General features: G+C 72.9%; 17 protein-coding genes. 3 read left to right on the top strand and 14 right to left on the bottom strand.

Annotated elements, in window-relative coordinates; all coding sequences use genetic code 11:
* Positions 1 to 69: 69 nt before the first annotated feature.
* From GNZ18_RS08575 to GNZ18_RS08545, 7 genes are all read right to left on the bottom strand, one after another.
* Positions 70 to 2031, bottom strand: coding sequence for an acetoacetate--CoA ligase (locus GNZ18_RS08575; RefSeq protein ID WP_156215737.1), 1962 nt, complete (start codon positions 2029 to 2031; stop codon positions 70 to 72).
* Between the two features lie 415 nt (positions 2032 to 2446).
* A complete protein-coding gene (locus GNZ18_RS08570) occupies positions 2447 to 3157 on the bottom strand; it encodes an HAD family hydrolase (RefSeq protein WP_156215736.1) in 711 nt (236 codons plus the stop codon).
* 445 nt (positions 3158 to 3602) lie between these two features.
* Positions 3603 to 5234, bottom strand: a complete 1632-nt coding sequence (gene pruA / locus GNZ18_RS08565; RefSeq protein ID WP_156215735.1) for an L-glutamate gamma-semialdehyde dehydrogenase — start codon at positions 5232 to 5234, stop codon at positions 3603 to 3605.
* A gap of 1486 nt (positions 5235 to 6720) precedes the next feature.
* Entirely contained in the window at positions 6721 to 7212 is a 492-nt protein-coding gene (locus tag GNZ18_RS08560; RefSeq protein WP_156215734.1) for a DUF6912 family protein, read from the bottom strand.
* A gap of 17 nt (positions 7213 to 7229) precedes the next feature.
* Positions 7230 to 7865, bottom strand: coding sequence for an HAD family hydrolase (locus GNZ18_RS08555; protein WP_312874385.1), 636 nt, complete (start codon positions 7863 to 7865; stop codon positions 7230 to 7232).
* 113 nt (positions 7866 to 7978) lie between these two features.
* Complete coding sequence (locus GNZ18_RS08550) at positions 7979 to 8875, bottom strand: N-acetylmuramic acid 6-phosphate etherase (protein WP_214618426.1); 897 nt, start codon at positions 8873 to 8875, stop codon at positions 7979 to 7981.
* A complete protein-coding gene (locus GNZ18_RS08545) occupies positions 8872 to 9834 on the bottom strand; it encodes a MurR/RpiR family transcriptional regulator (RefSeq protein ID WP_246249550.1) in 963 nt (320 codons plus the stop codon). The genes GNZ18_RS08550 and GNZ18_RS08545 overlap by 4 nt, the downstream gene beginning before the upstream one ends.
* A gap of 61 nt (positions 9835 to 9895) precedes the next feature.
* On the opposite strand from GNZ18_RS08545, the gene GNZ18_RS08540 reads away from it, so the two are divergent.
* From GNZ18_RS08540 to GNZ18_RS08530, 3 genes are all read left to right on the top strand, one after another.
* On the top strand, positions 9896 to 11116 hold the full coding sequence (locus tag GNZ18_RS08540; RefSeq protein WP_312874384.1) for an N-acetylglucosamine kinase: 1221 nt from the start codon (positions 9896 to 9898) through the stop codon (positions 11114 to 11116).
* A 490-nt stretch (positions 11117 to 11606) separates the two neighbouring features.
* Positions 11607 to 13067: a glycoside hydrolase family 3 protein gene (locus GNZ18_RS08535; protein ID WP_246249549.1), complete on the top strand. Its 1461-nt coding sequence runs from the start codon at positions 11607 to 11609 to the stop codon at positions 13065 to 13067.
* Between the two features lie 100 nt (positions 13068 to 13167).
* The gene (locus GNZ18_RS08530) at positions 13168 to 13671 is read left to right on the top strand and encodes a hypothetical protein (protein ID WP_156215732.1); all 504 of its coding nucleotides are present in this window, start codon (positions 13168 to 13170) and stop codon (positions 13669 to 13671) included.
* Here GNZ18_RS08530 and ptsP read toward each other — a convergent pair.
* The 7 genes from ptsP to nagA form a co-directional block, all read right to left on the bottom strand.
* Entirely contained in the window at positions 13659 to 15329 is a 1671-nt protein-coding gene (gene ptsP, locus GNZ18_RS08525; RefSeq protein WP_312874383.1) for a phosphoenolpyruvate--protein phosphotransferase, read from the bottom strand. The genes GNZ18_RS08530 and ptsP overlap by 13 nt on opposite strands.
* Complete coding sequence (locus GNZ18_RS08520) at positions 15322 to 15594, bottom strand: HPr family phosphocarrier protein (RefSeq protein WP_214618422.1); 273 nt, start codon at positions 15592 to 15594, stop codon at positions 15322 to 15324. Before GNZ18_RS08520 ends, ptsP begins: the two co-directional genes overlap by 8 nt.
* 137 nt (positions 15595 to 15731) lie before the next feature.
* Complete coding sequence (locus GNZ18_RS08515; protein ID WP_156215731.1) at positions 15732 to 16400, bottom strand: HAD family hydrolase; 669 nt, start codon at positions 16398 to 16400, stop codon at positions 15732 to 15734.
* Complete coding sequence (locus tag GNZ18_RS08510; RefSeq protein WP_156215730.1) at positions 16391 to 16840, bottom strand: PTS sugar transporter subunit IIA; 450 nt, start codon at positions 16838 to 16840, stop codon at positions 16391 to 16393. Before GNZ18_RS08510 ends, GNZ18_RS08515 begins: the two co-directional genes overlap by 10 nt.
* A 14-nt stretch (positions 16841 to 16854) precedes the next feature.
* A complete protein-coding gene (locus tag GNZ18_RS08505) occupies positions 16855 to 17088 on the bottom strand; it encodes a PTS sugar transporter subunit IIB (protein ID WP_156215729.1) in 234 nt (77 codons plus the stop codon).
* Between the two features lie 100 nt (positions 17089 to 17188).
* The gene (locus GNZ18_RS08500; protein ID WP_156215728.1) at positions 17189 to 18229 is read right to left on the bottom strand and encodes an SIS domain-containing protein; all 1041 of its coding nucleotides are present in this window, start codon (positions 18227 to 18229) and stop codon (positions 17189 to 17191) included.
* Positions 18226 to 19287: an N-acetylglucosamine-6-phosphate deacetylase gene (gene nagA / locus GNZ18_RS08495; RefSeq protein WP_308166112.1), complete on the bottom strand. Its 1062-nt coding sequence runs from the start codon at positions 19285 to 19287 to the stop codon at positions 18226 to 18228. Before nagA ends, GNZ18_RS08500 begins: the two co-directional genes overlap by 4 nt.
* Between the last annotated feature and the right edge of the window lie 64 nt (positions 19288 to 19351).

Below are 19351 nucleotides of genomic sequence, written 5' to 3'. Positions count from 1 at the left end.
CGGCCTTATCGCAACCCCACATCCGGATTCCAAGAGGCGAGATTCGGACCAGCACCATAAGTCCAGTCTTCACTTAGTGAAGTGTTCGAGAACCTCCGGATTGGCCATGGAGTCGCGGTTCGCGGCCTTGTCGACCGGGGTGCCCTGCAATATCTTCCGGACGGGAACCTCCAGCTTCTTACCCGACAGCGTGCGCGGAATACCGGGGACCTCGTGGATCTCGTCCGGGACGTGGCGAGGTGACAGCGCGGACCGGATCCGCCGCTTGAGGCTGTTCACGAGGTCGTCGCCAAGAGAGGCATCAGGGGCGAGCTGGACGTAGAGCAGAAGGCGGCCCTCCTGCCCCAGGCGTCCGGTGTCGATGACGAGGCTGTCGGCGATCTCGTCGAAAGCCTCGACCACGCGGTAGAAGTCGGAGGTGCCCATCCGCACACCACCCCGATTGAGGGTGGAGTCGGAGCGGCCGTAAATGACGCAGCCGCCGTCCGGCAGGATCTTGATCCAGTCGCCATGGCGCCAGATGCCGGGGTACATCCCGAAATAGGATTCGCGGTACCGCTCGCCGTCCGCGTCGTTCCAGAAGCCGACGGGCATGGACGGCATGGGCTCGGTGATGACCAGCTCTCCGACCTCGTCCACGACCGGTTTGCCCTCGTCGCCGAACGCCTCGATCTTGGCGCCCAGGCAACGGCACTGGATGACGCCCGCGCGCAGCGGCAGCAGAGGCGACGGCCCCACGAAGGCGGTGCAGAGGTCGGTGCCGCCGGACATCGATCCCAGGAGCAGATCCTCGCCGACGGCGTCGTATATCCAGGCGAAACCCTCGGGGGGCAGCGGCGAGCCGGTGGAGCCGATACCGCGCAAGCGGGAGAGGTCGTGATCCCGTCCGGGACGCCGCCCTTCCTTCGCCGAGGCGGTGATATAGGGCGCGCCCACTCCCATATACGTGACGCCATTGTCGGCGGCGAGGGACCAGAGGTCGAGCGGAGCGCCGTCGTACATGACGATGGTGGATCCCACGAGCAGGCCGCCGATGAGGTAGTTCCACATCATCCAGCCGGTCGTGGTGTACCAGAAGAAGACGTCCTCGGGGCCGAGGTCCTGGTGGAAGGAAAGCGCCTTGAGGTGCTCCAGGACGACCCCGCCGTGCCCATGGACGATCGGCTTGGGCAGCCCCGTCGTCCCGGACGAATAGACGACCCACAGCGGATGGTCGAAGGGAACGTCCTCGAACTCCAACGTGTCGTGGCCGGGGCGAGGCAGGTCGCGGTAGTGCATACCGACTCGCAGTCCGTCCGGGACGGCGGCCGGGTCGAGGTAGGGGATCAGGACGGTGGCGGCGAGGCTCGGCAGCTCCGCCTCGATCTCGGCGAGCGTGTCCCGCCGGTCGAACCGCTTGCCGTTGTAGGCGTAGCCGTCCACGGCGATGAGCACCTTCGGCTCGATCTGCGCGAACCTGTCGATCACCGAGGAGGCCCCGAAGTCCGGAGAGCAGGACGACCAGACCGCTCCCAGCGACGCCGTCGCCAGGAAGCAGACCAGAGCCTCGGGGATGTTCGGGATGTAGGCGGCGACCCGGTCTCCCCTGCCGACGCCCAGCTCCGCGAGGCCCGCGCGGACCTCGGCCACGTGAAGGGCCAACTCGCGATGGGTGAGGACACGGTGACCACCCGCCTCAGAGCGGAAGATGACCGCAGCCTTGTCCGGGTTCTCCGAGGTATTGCGCAGGGCATTGGCCGCATAGTTGAGCGTCGCGCCGGGGAACCATGTCAACCCGTCCACGGGCATCGTGCCGCCCGCGCGCACCGGACCGTCGCCCCGCCGGCCGACGACCTCGAAGTACGACCACACCGCGTCCCAGAACGCGTCGACCTCCGTGACCGACCAGCGCCAGAGGTCGTCGTAGGACTCCGTTGAGACGCCCCGATCCCCCAGCCAGCGGACGAAGTGGGTCACCCGCGCATTCGCGACGACCTCCTCCGACGGCTCCCACAACGGCGAGCCCTCGGAGACCTCATGGTCACGGGACATCTCTCTCCCTTCCATCGCCACGCCCCATCGCGCGGCACCCCCAATATCGGCCCCGCCGGACGCCCCGCGCAACCTCCCTGATCTCGGGCCGTCCGCCGGTCTCCCCCGCACGTCACACCCGCCGCGCGGCACACCTGCGCGCCCCGATCGTCGGGCCCTCCGAGCCGGGTTTTTCCACAGAATCGCATTCCAGTTCCGCTGCCCGTCGAGGCGCCCGAGACTCAAGACATGAAGTCGGTTGAGCCGCGAAGGTCCGGGCAGCCACCAGCGCCTCTCCCTGAATCGATGGAAGGAGCACCGACCATGCCGACCACCGCACACGAAGAGATCCACATGCGGTCACGAAGGAGGACGGGCCCCGCCCCGACGAGCGGTGAACATCGCCCCGCCGGGCTCCGGTCGATCAGCCTGCCGGTCAGAGCCGCGTCAGGTCGGCGACCGCGCTCACGACCGCGTGGGTGTCGGCGAGGGTCGCCAGAACACGGTCGGCCCCCGCCGCGCGCAGCTCGGCCTCGGTGGCGCTCCCGGTGGCGACGGCGATGATCGGCGACCCGGCGATGTGGGCGGCCTGGACGTCCCGGGGGGAGTCGGCGATGTAGACGGTCGCGGACTCGGGATAGCGCGCCTCGTGGCGCTCCCCCGCGCGGCTGCGCGCCAGTTCGAGCAGCGCCGCCTTGCTGTAGACCCCGTTCTCGTAACCCCCGGAGTCGAGGTCGAGGTGGTCGGCGAGCCCCAGCTCGGTCACCTTCAGCACGGCGTTCGGCTGGACGGCGCCGGTCAGGACGGACTGCACCACGCCCGGAACATGGGCCAGCGCGGCGACGGCCTCCTGGGCGCCCGCGAGCACGCGGCCGTGACCGCGCAGGTCGGCGCGTCGCGTCGCGAACGCCTCGACGAGCGCGGCCATGAAGGTGGGCAGGTGGTCATCGGTGGTGACGACGTCGTTGAACGCCAGCGTCTCGAAGATGATCTCCGATTCCGTCCGGCCCGGGGTGGGGGCGAGCCGGACGAGGGGCCGTCCGATCGTCCGCTGGAAAGCCTCGGCGTAGGCCTCCCGAGTGACCCGCCCGACGTCGACCAGAGTGTGATCGATGTTCCACAGCACCAGACGGTTCAGCGTCGACATCCCGTTCCCATGACCGGTCGGAGGAGCATCCGTGAGCACCCTCAGGCGCCCGCGGCGTGCGGCGAGCTTATCGTCGGCCCTCACGCCCCCCGAGTGCAACCAGCCCCCAGCAGACCAACGACGCCCCTACCTCCAACGAACACCCCCCCTCCAGACACCACAGGCTCGGCAGCGCCACGGCGGGGACGTTGGAGACGGCGGGGACCGCGACGAGCCTCACCCAGAAATGAACGGCCTCGACGGCGATGCCCGACCGGAGGTGCCGCGCCCAGCCGGATCATGCCGGGCCGCGTGCGTTCGAGCTGGGCGGCGGCATGGCCGCCGCGTACAAGACGACAGTGTGGCCACTCGCACTCGGACGAGCGTTCGCGTCCCTTTGCGCGGACGAACTACGGCCCAGACCGACCAGTCGCATCCCGGGGCATGGCCACCTGCCGGGAACGGGCTAGCGACCCATATAGGGGTAGCGGTAATCGGTCGGCGGGACGAAGGTCTCCTTGATGGAGCGGACGCTCGTCCAGCGAAGGAGGTTGAAGACAGAACCGGCCTTGTCGTTGGTGCCGGACGCCCGGGCACCGCCGAAGGGCTGCTGGCTGACGACCGCGCCGGTCGGCTTGTCGTTGATGTAGAAGTTGCCCGCCGCGAAGCGCAGGGTCTCGGTGGCGGCGGCGATCGCGGCGCGGTCCTGGGCGATGACCGCACCGGTCAGACCGTACTCCGAGACGCTCTCCATCTGCGTGAGCACGGAGTCGTAGTCGTTGTCGTCGTAGACGTGGACGCCGAGGATCGGGCCGAAGTACTCGGTGGTGAAGATCTCGTCGGTCGGGTCGGACGACTCCAGAACGGTGGGCCTGACGAAGTAGCCGCGCGAGTCGTCCAGTTCGCCGCCCGCGAGGATCCGCACCGTGTCGATGTCGCGCGCCCGCTCGATCGCGCGGCGATGCTTGGCGAACGCGCGCTCGTCGATGACCGCGCCCATGAAGACCGAGAGGTCGTCGGCCACGTTGCCCACGGTGAGCGCGTCGACCTCGTCGCAGAAGTCATCGCGCATCCCGTCCCAGATGGAGCGGGGGATGTACGCGCGGGAGGCGGCGGAGCACTTCTGGCCCTGGTATTCGAAGGCGCCGCGGATCAGGGCGGTCCTCAGCACCGCGGGATCCGCGGACGGGTGCGCGACGATGAAGTCCTTGCCGCCGGTCTCGCCCACGATGCGCGGATAGTGCTTGTACCCCGCGATGTTCTCGCCGATCGTCCGCCAGAGGGCCTGGAAGGTGGGCGGCGACCCGGTGAAGTGGAGTCCGGTGAGATCGGGGTGCCGGAGGGCCACGTTGGAGACGGCCTGCCCGTCACCGGTGACCAGGTTGATCACTCCGGGCGGGAGCCCGGCGGCCTCCAGCAGCCGCATCGTGTGGTGCGCGGCGAGTTGCTGGGTCGGGGACGGCTTCCAGACGACGGCGTTGCCCATCAGGGCGGGCGAGGTCGGCAGGTTTCCGGCGATCGCGCTGAAGTTGAACGGGGTGATGGCGAGGACGAACCCCTCCAGCGGACGGTACTCCATCCGGTTCCAGACACCCGGCGAGGAGTTCGGCTGCTTCTCGCGGATCTCCCGCGCGTAGGCCACGTTGAACCGCAGGAAGTCGATCAGCTCGCAGGCCGAGTCGATCTCCGCCTGCTGCACGGTTTTGGACTGGCCGAGCATCGTCGCGGCGTTCAGGGTGGACCGCCACGGCCCCGCGAGCAGGTCCGCCGCGCGCAGGAAGATCGCCGCGCGGTCGTCCGGATGCATCTCCCGCCAACCCACCGCCGCCGTGCGCGCCGCCGCGATCGCCTCGGCGACGTCAGCGTCGGTGGCGTTGCCCATCCGCCCAAGGATGTGACCGTGGTTGTGGGGCTCGACGACGTCGATCGGCGGCCCGGCACCCATGCGCCGCTCGCCCCCGAGCGTCATCGTCAGCTCGACCTGTTCGCCGCCGAGCTCCTTGATCTTGGCTTCGAGTGCGGCCCGCTCGGCGCTGCCCGGCGCATAGCCCTTGATCGGCTCGTTCACCGGTTCCGGCATATTGGTGACGGCGTCCATCTGGTCGCTCCCTACGAATCCGACAGCGTTGTCAACGTGCGGTGCCCTACCCGCCCGTCCGCAGCCGAATACCGATGCCGCAGTCCCGTGGCCCCTGCCCGACCACACAAATCAGGGCGCCGCAGACATGCGCCCCCACCTGCTCCGCCCCTCCAACCGTCCAACCTCGAAGGGCGACACCCAACCACCCCTCACTCACCCGCCACCGGCCGAACCTCGACGCCCATGGGCACCCCACCAACCCCAGCCCTGCCCCCTCCTGCCCCGCCGCCCCTCCCGCTGCCCCGCTCCCCACCGCAACCCTTCTCTCGAATCCCCACGCCCCACCGCCCACGCCCCGCTCTGCACGCCGCCTACTCCCTACTCACCGCCACCCACTACCCGCGCCCCACTCCCGCCGCCCTTCTCTCGAATCCCTACGCCCCACCGCCCACGACCGGTCGCCCCCGACCCGCTCTGCACGCCGCCTACTCCCTCTCCCGGCCACCCGCCGTCCGTTCCCCGCTCCGCGCTCCCCTCCTGCTGCCCCCTACACGCTTCCCGCTCCCCGCCGCCTGCTGCGGGGCCAGAAGCTGCGCGCTTCCCGCTCCCCTCCACCTGCTGCAGGTTCCAGAAGCTGCGTCCGTGCCGCTCCCCATCGTCTGCCGCCGACGCCCGGCCCCCCTGATCGCCCGCAGCAGGGGCGTCCTGCTACCTGCGGAGGGTTCCGAACTTGCGCGCTGCCCCTTTTCCACCGCCCGCTCCCCGCTTCCGCCGTCCGCTCCGCCCTTCCCTCCTGCTGCCCCCCACACGCTTCCCGCTCCCCGCCACCTGCTGCGGATCCAGAAGCTGCGCGCTTGCCGCTTCCCGCCACTTGCTGGGGGTTCCAGAAACCGCGTCCTTGCCGCTCCCCATCGTCTGCCGCCGACGCCCGGCCCCCCTGATCGCCCGCAGCAGGGGCGTCCTGCTGCCTGCGGAGGGTTTCGGAACTTGCGCGCTGCCCCTTTTCCACTGCCCGCTCCCCGCCACCCGCCGTCCGTTCCCCGCTCCGCGCTCCCCTCCTGCTGCCCCCACACGCTTCCCGCTCCTCGCCGCCTGCTGCGAGTTCCAGAAACCGCGTCCTTGCCGCTCCCCGCCGCTTGCTGCGAGTTCCAGAAACTGCGCGCTTCCCGCTCCCCGCTCTCCGCCGCCTCCTGCGGGTCTCAGAAGCCGCATCCTTGCCGTTCTCCGCCGTCTGCTGGCGGTTCCAGAAGCTGTGCGCTTTTCGCTCCCCGTCGTCCGCTGCCGACGGCCGCACCCCAGATCGCCCGCGGCAGGGGTGTCCTGCTGCCTGGGGAGGGTTGAACTTGCGCGCTTCCTGATTTTCGCCGTCTGCTCTCTGGTGCCCGCGGCCCGAATTCCCCTTCGCCGTGTCGGCCTCGCCGGCACCGGTTGTCTGGTTGTGGCGCGTCGTGCAGGCACGTTCGGCGCCGAGGGTTGAACGCGGACGTCGGGCGGTGACGTCCGGTCAGAGGAGGTGGGGGAGTTCCTGGGTGGCGTACCAGAGGAGTTCGTGGCCCTCGGCGCCCTCGACCGTGAAGAGGGCGTCATCGTCGCCGTTGTCGGCGGCGGGCAGTGCCTCGCAGGCCGCGGTGACGTCGGCGACGGCCGACAGGTCGTCCACGTGGGCGGAGGCGATCTTCTTCCACGGGACGATGGCGGTGAGCTCGACCAGGGAGCGGTCGGAGGCGTCATGGGACCGGCGCACCGCCTGGTCGGCGACCTCGGCGGCGAGCACGAGGCGGCGCCGGGGGGCGGACGGGTCGGCGGCGAGCATGCGCAGGGAGGCGCGGGCGGCGGCGGTCATCGCCGCGTACTCCATCTCCTCCTGGTCCCCTTCCGCGTACCACTCGCGGAGGGCCGGGGTGACGGCGTGGGCGGTGAGCGGCGCGGGGCCGATCTCCCTGGCGGCCTGGACGGCGGCGAGGAGGGTGAGCGTGGAAGGCAGGTAGACGCGCATGACGATCGATCAGTCTGTCACGGGTGGAGACCGAGATCGCGCAGTTCGGCGACCGTGGCGTCCGTGGAGGTGTGGTGGATCCCGAGCATGCCGAGGGTCGTGGCCGCGCGGATGTTGTGGTCGATGTCGTCGATGAAGACGCATTCGGCGGGGTCCAGGCCGAGCAGTTCGAGGGCGTGCCGGAAGATCTGCTCGTCGGGCTTGCGCATGCCGACCTCGGAGGAGATGACGACCGCGTCGAAGAGGTCGGCGAAGAGGTCGCGCGGGTAGTCGTTGCCCCAGGAGTTGGACAGCAGCGCCACCCGGGCTCCGGCGGCGCGGACCGTGCGGAGGGCCGCGTACATGGGCTCGACGGGGGCGAACGCGCCGAACATGCGGGCGATCAGGCCGGTGGCGGTGACCGGGCCGCCGTCCACGGTGTGCAGTTCGGCGGCGAGGAGCCGCTCGAACTCCTCGGGGGCGAGCGAGCCGTCCTCAAGCCCGTGGATCGGGTTCTGGCCGGAGCCCTCGTAGGCCTGGCTCACCCACTCCCGCATCACCACGCCGTAGCGCTCGGCGTCGATGCGGTCGGCCGCCAGCCAGGTGGCGACCGCCTCGTTCAGCGGGGAGGTGAGGACACCGCCCCAGTCGGTGATCACAGCTTTGACGGCCACGGCCCGATGGTAAACGATCCCGAACCGGTGACCGAATCCAGTTCGACAAGGCCCCGAGGGGCGGCCGTGATCATGCGATCGGTGCGGGGGCGATCGCATGATCACGGGGCGCCTCAGGCCGATCTCAGTCTCTGCAGCGCCTCCCTGACGCCGCCGTCGGTCTCTTCCAGGACGATCGTCGCTCGGGCGGCCGGGACCTCGCCGAGCAGGGAGACCAGGGCGACCCGGGTGTTGCCGTGCGCCTCGGTCAGTGCGTTCTCGCAGGTGCGGGCGTCCATGCCCGTCGCCTCGGTGAGGATGCGGACCAGGCGGGCGCGCAGTTTGGCGTTCAGCGCGTTCACGCTGACCATCAGGTTGGAGTAGGTGCGGCCGAGCCTGACCATGAGGGTGGTGGAGAAGGAGTTGAGGACGAGTTTGGTCGCCGTCCCCGCCTTCATCCGGGTCGATCCGGTGATCACCTCGGGGCCGGTGGCGAGGCCGATGTGCACCTCCACTTCGTCGCCGTACGGTGTGTGCGGGTTGCAGCTGATCAGGGCGGTGCGCGCGCCGACCGCGGCGGACGCGCGCAGGGCGCCCACGACGTAGGGCGTGCGGCCGGACGCGGCGATGCCGATGGCGATGTCGCCCGGCTGGACGTCGCGGGCGTCGCGGGCGCCCAGCTCGACGTCGTCCTCGACGTCGGATATCGCCTGGGACAGCGCGCCGGGCCCGCCGGCGTGATGGGCGACGACGCGGCCCCAGATGCCGAACGTCGGGGGCAGCTCGGCGGCGTCGATCACCGCGAGCCGGCCGGACGTCCCGGCGCCGAAGTAGTGCACGCGCCCGCCGGCGCGCAGGGACTCCACGGCGAGGTCGACCAGCCGGGCGACCTCGGGCAGGACGGACGCGACGACCATCGGAACCGTCGCGTCCTCAGTGTTGATCAGGCGCAGCACCTCCAGGGTCGGCAGCGTGTCGACGTCGAGGGTTCGGGGGTTCCTGCCCTCGGTGGGGAGCTCGCAATCGATCACCGACGCCTCCGGTCGGGTCGCACGGTCCGGCCGCGGACCGCCTCGAACGTGGCTTCCAGGGCCTTGCGGGTAGACCCGTAGGTGCGCTGTGCCACACCGACGAAGACGCAGTCGACCACGGTCAGCTGCGCCAGCCGGCTGGCGGTGGCGCCGGAGCGGAAGGTGGTCTCCCGCGCCGCCGTCGTCAGGATCAGATCCGCCACCTCCGCTATGGGGGACTTCGGGAAATTGGTCAGCGCCACGGTCCTCACTCCGTTGCTCCTGGCGACCTCCAGCGCGTCGATGGTCTCCACCGTCGAGCCCGTGTGGGAGATCCCGATCGCGACGTCCCCGGCGCCGAGGACCGCGGCGCTGGTGAGCATGATGTGGGCGTCCGACCACGCCGAGCAGACCCGGCCTATGCGGTGCAGTTTCTGCTGGAAGTCGGCCGCGACGAAGGCGCTCGCCCCGACGCCGTAGACGTCGACCCGGTCGGCGGCGACGACGGCGTCGACGACCTGTTCGAGCATCTTGATGTCGAGCTGCGAGGCGGTCTCCTCCACGGCTCGCGCGTCGGCGAAGGTCACCTTCTCCACGATCTGTTCGAGGGAGTCGTCGGGACTGATGTCGCTGCCGATGACCCGGCCCCCGCTGGCGCTCTGCGCCCGGCCCGCCTCGGTGGCGAGGGTCAGTCGGAGCTCTGGATAACCATGGAACCCGATCGCCCGGCAGAACCTGATGACCGTGGTCTCCGAGGTGCCGCAGGTCTGGGCGAGTTCGGTGATGGTGGAGTTGGCGACCCCCTCGGGGTCGTCGATGACGCGTTGAGCGACACGTCGCTCCGCGGGGGGCAGTGAGGGCAGCAGCGAGCGCACCCGCACCACGGTGCTCAGCGGCGTCTGCTCCTTGGGCGCCGCGTCTTCCCTGGACGTACCGGCCTCCCCTGTGCCCCCGCTCTCGGGGCCGTTGGGTTTCCTCATGTAAGGAATTTTCTTACTGCCAGGATGTCACGTCAACGGTAGAAAAGGCTACGGTCGCCATGTGTTGACCCATTTGGCCGGTCCTTACGTGGTCGGTATAGACGCGGGTGGCACGAAGACCCGCTGTGTCGTACTGACGCTCGGGGGAGCCCTGGCCGGTTCCGGCACCGGCCCAGGGGCCAACCCCAACTCCGGAGGCGACACCGCGGGGGCGCTGACCACCGCTCTGCGGGAGGCGCTCGGCGACCTCGACCGGACCCGCATCCTCACCGGTGTCTTCGGGATCGCCGGCGCGGGCTCGGCAGGCCGTCCCGCCGCCGTCGCGGCGGCGCGGCAGGCGTGGCAGGCCGTCGGGCTGCGCGGCTCGCCCGCAGTGGTGACCGACATCGCCGTGGCGTTCGCCGCGGGGACCAGCGAGCCCAAGGGCATCGTGGTGTTCTCCGGCACCGGCGCCGGGGCGGCGGTGATCAGTGACGGGTCGATCGTGCAGCGCGCGGACGGCTACGGCTGGCTCGTCGGGGACGAGGGTTCGGCGGTGTGGCTCGGGAAGGAGGCGGTCAGGGCCGCGCTCGCGGCCTACGACGGCCGCGGCTCCCCGACGCTGCTCACCGACTCGGTCCCGCGGGCGCTGCTCGGTCCGACGGTGGTCGCGGAGATCGACTCGGCGCGGCGGCGGCCCCGGGCGCGGCGGGAGCTGGCGATGGCCGGCGCCGTCCCGGCCCCGCCCGGCGCCGCTTCGGCGCTGCCGCAGACGGTCCCGCTCGCCTCCGCGTTCCCCTCCCCCGCCGGGGGCGGCACGAGCACCGCCGTGCTGATCCCCGGATCGCCCCTCCCACGACCGGACGTCAACGGTCCGGGGCCGCCCGGACGCTCCGGCGATCCGGACGGCCCGCACCATCCGGAGATGTCGGGGACGCCGCCCAATCCGCAGCTCGCCCAGGCGATCATCAAGGAGGTCTACGGTCGTCCGCCCGCGGCCCTCGGCCGGCTCGGCCCGGTGGTCGCGGCGGCCGCGGCCGCGGGCGATCCCGTGGCCAGGCGCATCACCGAGGAGGCGGCCGAATGGCTCCTCCGCGACGTCGACGCGGTGCGCCCGGCCCTCTCCGACCCCTGCGCCCCGGTCGTGATGCACGGCTCGGTGCTGCGCGAGGGCCCGGTCGCCGAGGCCGTCCGGACCGGGCTGCGCGACCGGTTCGCCGAAGCTCCCCGAAGCGCGGGAGACGGGGCCGTGGGCGCCGCGGGGCTGGCGTTGCGCCGCCTCGGCCACCCGCTCCCCGGCTGAGCCGCCCCTGGCCGGCGACCCTGTAGGGCCCGCCCGAGGCGAGGACGGCGCCACGGCCGTCCGGACTCCCATCACGATGGACCCCCCGAAGACCCGCGATGGATCGCGATCCGGGGTCCATCGTGATCGGGGGTGTGGTCAGGGGGACGTGGGTTCTCCCAGCGCTGTCCTGATGGCGCCGTGCCCGCTGGGGCCGCTCGACGTCGGGGCGGGGTCGTGGACACGAAGGTGGTGGCGGGTCGACAGGGAGTCGGGGAGGCGTTAGCGTCGCGGGCGTCCGAAGGCGAGCTGTCGACCGTGGCGGAGGGCCTGGTCAGTGCGTGTTTCACGGCGGTTTGCGCTCGTCGCGGTGGCGGCGCTGGCCGTGCCTGCGGCGGGTTGCGGGGGCGGCGGCACCAAGGACGGTGAGAAGGGCGCGCGGCCCCGGACGTCCGCGAGCCCGTCCGTGAGCCCGGCGCCGGACGCGTGGGTGCCCGGTCACGTCGCGAGGATGAGCCTGGCGGAGAAGGTCGGGCAGCTCTTCGTGACCCGGTTCTCCAGCCGCGCGGACGGGATCTCGATCGTCAGGCGGTACCACGTCGGCGGGCTGATCTACTTCCCGGAGAACATGGGCACGCCGAGCCGGGCGGCGGCGCAGTCGAACGCGTTGCAGAAGGCGTCGAAGGTGCCGCTCCTGCTGGGGGTGGACGAGGAGCAGGGCATCGTGTCCCGGACTCCGTTCATCACGCGCTTCCCCGGGAACATGGCGCTGGGCGCGACGGGCCGCCCCGCCGACGCCCGGACCCAGGCCCGCGTCACGGGCACCGAGCTGCGCGCGATCGGGATCAACCAGGACTACGCGCCCGACGCCGACGTGAACGTCGACCCGCGCAACCCCGTGATCGGGCTGCGCTCGTTCGGGTCCGACCCGGCGAGGGTGTCGGCGATGCTGACCGAGGCGATCGGCGGCTACCAGGAGGCGGGCGTCGCCGCGACGGCCAAGCACTTCCCCGGGCACGGCGACACCGCGACCGACAGCCACACCGGGCTGCCCGTCATCACCCACTCGCGGCGGACCTGGGAGCGCCTGGACGCGCCGCCGTTCAAGGCCGCGATCGCGTCCGGCGTGGACGCGATCATGACGGCGCACATCGTGGTGCCGAAGCTCGACCGGTCCGGCGACCCGTCCACGCTGTCGCGGACGGTCCTGACCGGGCTGCTGCGCGGGACGCTCGGCTACCAGGGCGTGATCGTGACCGACTCGCTGGAGATGGCGGGCGCGCGCCGCGCGTACGGCGACGCGGCCGTGCCGGTGCGGGCCGTCGCGGCGGGCGCCGACCAGCTCCTCATGCCGCCGGACCTGCCGCGCGCCTACAACGCGGTGCTCGGCGCGGTGCGCTCGGGGAAGATCCCCGAGCGGCGCCTGGACGAGTCGGTCGCGCGCATCCTCCGGCTCAAGCAGAAGCGCGGCCTGTTCCAGGGGACGCGCGCCGACCCCGCCAAGGCGGACGCGACGATCGGCACGTCCGCGCACCGGGCCGCCGCGCGGACGGTCGCCGAGCACGCGGTGACGCTCGTCCGCAACGAGGGGCGGCTGCTGCCGCTCAAGAAGAGGACGGTCGGGGTGTCCGGACCGGACGGCGCCGCGCTGAGCGCCGCGCTCCGGCGCCAGGGCGTCCGGACGGCCGCGCCCGGGTCGGCGGACGTCACCGTCCTGACCACGCTCAACGCCGGAGCGGCGACGGCGGCCCGGGTCAGGGCGCTCGGGCCGAAGCCGGTCGTGGTGGCCGCGCTCGGCCGCCCCTACGACCTGGACGCGGCGCGCGGCGCGGCGGCGGCGCTGGCCACCTACTCCTCGCAGGCGGTCGCGATCGAGGCGCTGGCGAAGGTGCTGGCGGGCACGGTGAAGCCGGTGGGCCGCCTCCCGGTGCCCGCGGGCGGCAAGCCCGTCGGCCACGGCCTCGGCTACTGACCCCCGCGCATGCCGTCCGCGGGGTCGGTCTGGTGGGAGTTGTGGACGGCGGGTGGCGGGAGCTGGGAAGATCGGGCGCCCCCGTCCCCAGGAGGTCGCCGTGTGGGTCCGGCCTTCCCTCGCCGTTCTGGCCCTGTTGCCCGCGCTGGCCGCGTGCGGTGGGGGCGGCGAGGTCACGATGCCGCCGTTGACGCCCGAGCCCGCCGACTCCCGGCTGACCGACACGGGCGGAGACGAGCGGCGGACGCTTCCGGCGCGGCTCGTCCTGTACCGGTTCCTGCGCGGTGTGGCCAAGGGGAACGTCGCGGTGTGCGCCTACCTGGCGCCCGCCTACGAGCGCACCGCCTTCGGCAGGCCGGGCGGCTGCCGCGCCGGGTTAGGGCGAGAGCGCGCGAAGCTCGGTCCGCGGGATCTGGCCGCGCTCCGCGGGGTCACGGTGCCGACCGGTGAGGCGGGCCCCGGGGCGGGCGAGGTCACCGTCCGCTTCGAGGATCTGAAGTGGCGCGGCGAGCCCGCCGGCCAGGGTGGGCTGCTCGCTTCGAGCTTCACCCTCCGCAGGACCGGCGGACGCTGGCTCATCGCCGAGCAGGGTCAGCCCTCCTGACCCAGCACCGCCAGGGCCGCGGCGCGGGCCTCGGCCGGTGTCCGCGCGGCGCGGGCCGCGCGGGCCGCCTCGCGGCATTCGTCCAGCGTGTGCTGGGCGAGGGTGGCGCGCACCAGCGGCAGGGACGGCGCGCTCATCGACAGCGACGTCACGCCGAGGCCGACGAGGACGCACGCGAGGGCCGGGTCGGCGGCCGCCTCGCCGCAGACGCCGCAGGGGACGCCGGCGCCCGCCGCCGGGGCGACCAGGTCGAGGACGGCCGGGTGCCACGGGTCCTGGAGGTGCGCGAGGCCGCCGATCTGGCGGTCGGCGGCGCAGGCGTACTGCGTGAGGTCGTTGGTTCCGATGCTGAAGAACTCGACCTCCGGCGCCAGGTCGCGGGCGCGCAGCGCGGCGGCGGGGACCTCGATCATGATGCCGGGACGTTCGACGCCCGCCTCGCGGCACGCGGCGGCGAACGACTCCGCCTCCTCCACACCGGTCACCATCGGGGCCATGACCTGGAGTTTCACGGTCAGCCCCGCGGCCGCGCGGGCGAGGGCCGACAGCTGGGCGGTGAGCACGTCGGGGTGGCGGCGCATCATCCGCAGGCCGCGCTCGCCGAGCGCGGGGTTCGGCTCGTCGCCGGGAGGCGGGAGGAAGGCGAGGGGCTTGTCGGCTCCGGCGTCCAGGGTCCGCACGACGACGCGGCCCTCGGGGAACGCCTCCAGCACCTTCCGGTACGCCTCTTCCTGCTCGGCGTCGGACGGCGGTTTGGACCGATCCAAGAACAGGAACTCGGTGCGGTAGAGCCCGACGCCCTCCGCACCGGCCGCCAGCGCGGCCGCGACGTCCTGCGGGCCGCCGATGTTGGCCAGCAGCGGGACGGCGTGCCCGTCCTTGGTGGCCCCGGGACCGGTGGACTCGGCCAGCGCGGACGCGCGGGCGGCGGACGCGGCGCGCGCCGCCTCGACCTCGGTGTCGGACGGGTCGACCACGACGGTCCCGGCGGCGCCGTCCACGAGCACGCGGGTGCCGTCGGTCAGCGCGGTCGCGCCCGGCAGCGCCACGACGGCGGGCACGCCCATCGTGCGGGCGATGATCGCGGTGTGGCTGGTCGGGCCGCCCTCCTCGGTCACGAACGCGACCACCTGGGCGGGGTCGAGCACGGCGGTGTCGGCGGGCGCGAGGTCGCGCGCGACCAGCACGAACGGCTCGGCGGACTCGGGGACGCCCGGTACCGGCAGGCCGAGCAGCCGGGCGATCGCGCGGTCCCGGATGTCGTCGAGGTCGGTGACGCGCGCCGCCATGTACTCGCCGGCCCCGGCGAGCAGCTCCCGATAGACGCCGAACGCCTCGAACACCGCGCGCGCGGCGGCGACACCCTCCTCGACCTTGGCGCCGACGCCGTCGGCGAGGCCCGGGTCGCGGGCCATCAGCGCCTGCGCGTTCAGCACGTCGCGCCCGTCGGTGTTGCCGGCCTGTGCGGCACGGGCGCCGCGGTCCTCCAGGTCGGCGGCCACGGCCTCCAGCGCGGCGAGCGCGGCGTCGCGTTCGGCGCCCGCGTCGCCGCCGTGCCGGGAGCCGGCGGGCGGCTCGGGGACGGCGCCCGCGATGGTCAGCACGGGACCCGCCCCGGCCCCCGGGCTCACCCCGACACCGCGCAGCGGCTCAGACACCTTCGGGCTCCGGGGTCGACAGCAGGCCCTCCAGGGTGTCGAGCAGCGCGTCCGCGCCCTCGCCGTCGGCGGCGATGACGATCTCCTCGCCGTGCCGCGCGTCCAGGCCGAGCACCGCGAGGATGCTCTTGGCGTTGACGGGCCCCGCGCCGCGCTTGGCCACGGTGACCTGGCCGGGCGCCTTGGCGGCGGTCTGGACGAACAGCGCGGCCGGCCGCGCGTGCAGGCCCACCCTGGACATGATCTTGATAGTGCGTTCAGTCACGGAATGCTCCTCGAAGGGCCGTCTGTCACGGCCGTCGCCGGGCCGTCGGTCACGGCCCTCACTGTCGGCCTTCGCGCCCGGGGGACCCGCCCCCGAACGCTTCGCCCGGGAGGCCCGGGCCGCCGCTGCCACGGACGTCACCGGCCGCGCACCCGCAGCGCGGGGCCCGGCGCGACGTCCAGTTCCTTCAGGTCGGCCACCAGATGGTCGGCCTCGGCCAGCGCCTCCACCGGCTGCGAGGTGGTGACGCCGACGCAGGTCATGCCCGCGGCCTTCACGGCCGCGACGCCCGCCGGGGCGTCCTCGAACCCGATCGCCTCCTCCGGCGGGACGCCGAGGTCGCGCGCGGCGGCCAGGTATCCCTCCGGGTGGGGCTTGCCGTTGACGACGTCGCCGGCGGTCACCACGAGGTCGAGCAGGTCGCGGACGCCGAGACCCTCCAGCAGCCCTTCGGCGTAGCCGCGCCGTCCGGAGGTGACGACGGCGAGCGGGACGCCCGCCGTGGCCAGCGCCCGGATCAGGTCGACGGCGCCCGGGACGGGCACGTCGACGGGCATGTCCGGCAGCTTCCCGTAGGAGAGCGCCTCCTTGAGCAGTTCCTCGGCGGTCGCCCCGGAGAACCTGTGCTCAAGCTCCTGGAGCACCTCCAGCCCGCGGCGGCCCGCGAACGAGGTGATCAGGTCGTCGTCGTAGGGGACGCCGTGCGCGTCGAACAGCAGCCCCCACATGACGCGGTTGCGGGGCTCGGTGTCGATGAGGGTGCCGTCGAGGTCGAACACGGCGGCACGCAGGGGGATCAGCTCCATGTGAACAGTTCGGCCCCCTTCGTGACCTCGCCCGACTCGACGACGTCGGTGAGCGCGCCGTCGCCCGCGTCCAGCGCCACGACCGCGCAGATCGGCGACCGGCCGCCCGCCTCGATGACGGCCGGGTCCCAGCGGACCAGCGGCTGCCCCGCGGTGACCGCCTCACCCTGGGTCGTGAGCAGCTCGAACCCGGCGCCCTTGAGCTGGACGGTGTCGATGCCGAGGTGGACCAGCACGCCGTGGTTCTCGGAGTCCACGACGACGTAGGCGTGCGGATGCAACTTGACGATCTTGCCGGTGACCGGCGCGATCGCGTAGCCGGGGCCGCGCTCGGGGTCGACGGCGGTGCCCGGGCCCACCATGGCCTGCGCGAACACCTGGTCGGGCACGCCCGCGAGGCCGACGGCGCGGCCGGCGACGGGCGACAGCACTCGGGTCATCGTGAGCGCTCCTCTCATTCCAGGATGTCCTCGATGTCGCTGGCGATGGTGTCGGCCTCGGGGCCGACCACGACCTGGACGACGGTGCCGCTGCGCATCACGCCGAACGCGCCCGCCCGCTTCAGGCCGGCCTCGTCGACCCGTCCCGCGTCGCTCACCTCGGTGCGCAGCCGGGTCGCGCACGGCTCGATCTCCACGATGTTGTCGGCGCCGCCCAGCGCGGCGACGATGGCCTCGGCCTTGTCCATTGCTCTCTCATTCCGTTCGGGGTGGGTGGCTCGTTCCAACCTGCCAGGCGGGCGGCCCGGACGGCGACCCCGGGCGCCGGTCCGGGGCCGCCGGTACGGCTCAGTCCGTCTGCGTGACCTTGTTCAGCCCGCGCGGGACGTCGGGGTCGACGCCGAGCCGGCGGGCCAGGTTCTCGACCAGGATCTGGCCGGGGACGATCAGCCCGAGCGGCGCGACCCACTCGGGCAGCGCCGGGCCGGGCAGCGCCGCCGTGCACGCCTCGGCGAGCCCCTCGCCGCCGCCGACGCCGAACGCGTGGGCGCCCGCGCCCTCGACCCGGCGGGCCAGCGCGACCGTCCCGGGCAGCGTCGGCCCGGAGTCGGCGGCGACCAGCAGCGCGGGCGTCTGCTCGTCGACGACGGCGATGGGGCCGTGCAGCAGGTCGGCGTAGGACAGGCCCATCGCGTGCAGGTAGCAGGCCTCCTTGATCTTCAGCGCCAGCTCCAGCGCGGTGCCGAACGCGATGCCGCGCCCGGACACGACCGCGCCCGGGACCTGCGCCAGCGCCTCGACGATCTGCTCCAGCGCCGGGGACGCCTCGGTCAGCGCGATCAGCCGCGCCACCTCGTCCGGGACGCGGCGCAGGTCGTCGACCGCGACGTCGGCGCCGAGCCCGAGGGCCAGCACCGACAGCGCGGCGAGCTGCGTGGTGTAGGTCTTGGTGGCCGGGACGGCGATCTCGGCCCCCGCGTCGGTGATCAGCGCGACCTCCGCGGCCTCGGCCAGCGGGGACCCGGCGCCGTTGGTGACGGCGACGGTCCGGGCGCCGCCCGCGGCGGCCCAGTCGAGCGTCTCGACGATCTCCTCGGTCTTGCCGGACTGGCTGATCGCCACGGCGAGCACGCCGCTCAGGTCCACCCGCCGCTTGTAGGCCGTCGCGATCGAGGGCGCCGCCAGCGTGGAGAGCCGCCCGGTGTGCGCCTCGACCAGGTAGCGCCCGTACACGGCGGCGTTGTCGGACGACCCGCGCGCGATGAACAGCACCTGCCGGGTGTCGCGGGCCAGCTCCGCGACCTCGGGCAGCCGCGGCAGCAGCGCGCCCACCGTCCGGCCGAGCGCGTCCGGCTGCTCACCGATCTCGGCGCGCATCTGACTGGTCATGATCCCCCTCCGAAGACTTTCTGCCCGTTGATCCAGGTCGCATGCGCGCGGTGGTCCGGGCCGAGCCAGACCAGGTCGGCCGACGCGCCCGGCGCGATGCGGCCGATGTCGGGACGGCCGATCAGGTCGGCGGGGACGCGGGTCGCCGCGTCCACCGCCACCGCGGTGTCGATGCCGAGGGCGGCGGCGTTGCCGAGCGCCTCGTCCAGCCGGAGGCCGGACCCGGCGAGGGTGCCGTCCGCGCGCAACGGCGGCCCCTGCTCGGGCATCGTGATCGGCTCGCCGCCGAGTTCGTAGGTGCCGGGCGGCATCCCGGCGGAGGAGGCGGCGTCGGTGACGAGCAGTACCCGCCCGTCCGCCGCCTGGAAGACCAGCTTCGCCGCCTCCGGGGACACGTGGTGCAGGTCGAGGATCAGCCCGGGGTGCAGCCGCCGGTCGATCAGCGCCTGCGTCGCCACGCCGGGGTCGCGGTGCCCGACGCCGCTCTGCGCGTTGAAGATGTGGGTGACCATGCGGGCGCCCGCGTCGGCGGCGGCCGCGGTCTGGGCGGCGGTCGCGTCACTGTGCCCGACGCTGACCAGCACCCCGGCCGCGTCCAGCTCGCGGATCGCCGCCAGCGCGCCCTCCCGCTCGGGCGCGAGCGTGACGAGCTTGACCAGGCCGGTCTCCAGCAGCGCCGCGATCGCCTCGGGCGTCGGGTCGGTCAGGTACGCGGCGTTGTGCGCGCCCTTCCGCCGCTCCGACAGGAACGGCCCTTCGAGGTGGACGCCGAGGACCTTCGTACCGGAGGCGAGGTCGGGCAGCAGGTCGCGGGTGCGCAGCAGCGCCTCGGCCTGCACCTGGACGGGGGCGGTGATGAACGTCGGCATGAACGCGGTCACGCCGGTCTCGGGGAGGCGGGAGACGACCGTGCGCCACTGGTCCACGTCGGCGTCGACCATGTCGTAGCCGAAGAACCCGTTCACCTGGAGGTCGACGAGGCCGGGGGCGAGCAGGCCCTCACCGAGGTCGGCGTCGGGGACGCCGGGCGGGCGGCCCTCCCCCACCTCGGTGATCACACCGTTCTCCGCTCGGACGAATCCCGGGGAGAGTACGCGGGTAGGACCACCCCCGGGGGTAGTG

Source organism: Actinomadura litoris (genome assembly GCF_009733595.1).
Lineage (GTDB): Bacteria > Actinomycetota > Actinomycetes > Streptosporangiales > Streptosporangiaceae > Spirillospora > Spirillospora litoris.
This window is presented reverse-complemented; position numbering and strand designations above follow the sequence as displayed.

What these genes read in the sequence shown, in the direction of transcription:
- GNZ18_RS08575 (WP_156215737.1), bottom strand. Translation starts at nt 2,031, where the DNA reads ATGTCCCGTGACCATGAGGTCTCCGAGGGCTCGCCGTTGTGGGAGCCG.
- GNZ18_RS08570 (WP_156215736.1), bottom strand. Translation starts at nt 3,157, where the DNA reads ATGTCGACGCTGAACCGTCTGGTGCTGTGGAACATCGATCACACTCTG.
- pruA (WP_156215735.1), bottom strand. Translation starts at nt 5,234, where the DNA reads ATGGACGCCGTCACCAATATGCCGGAACCGGTGAACGAGCCGATCAAG.
- GNZ18_RS08560 (WP_156215734.1), bottom strand. Translation starts at nt 7,212, where the DNA reads ATGCGCGTCTACCTGCCTTCCACGCTCACCCTCCTCGCCGCCGTCCAG.
- GNZ18_RS08545 (WP_246249550.1), bottom strand. Translation starts at nt 9,834, where the DNA reads ATGAGGAAACCCAACGGCCCCGAGAGCGGGGGCACAGGGGAGGCCGGT.
- GNZ18_RS08535 (WP_246249549.1), top strand. Translation starts at nt 11,607, where the DNA reads ATGAGCCTGGCGGAGAAGGTCGGGCAGCTCTTCGTGACCCGGTTCTCC.
- GNZ18_RS08515 (WP_156215731.1), bottom strand. Translation starts at nt 16,400, where the DNA reads ATGGAGCTGATCCCCCTGCGTGCCGCCGTGTTCGACCTCGACGGCACC.
- GNZ18_RS08510 (WP_156215730.1), bottom strand. Translation starts at nt 16,840, where the DNA reads ATGACCCGAGTGCTGTCGCCCGTCGCCGGCCGCGCCGTCGGCCTCGCG.
- GNZ18_RS08505 (WP_156215729.1), bottom strand. Translation starts at nt 17,088, where the DNA reads ATGGACAAGGCCGAGGCCATCGTCGCCGCGCTGGGCGGCGCCGACAAC.
- GNZ18_RS08500 (WP_156215728.1), bottom strand. Translation starts at nt 18,229, where the DNA reads ATGACCAGTCAGATGCGCGCCGAGATCGGTGAGCAGCCGGACGCGCTC.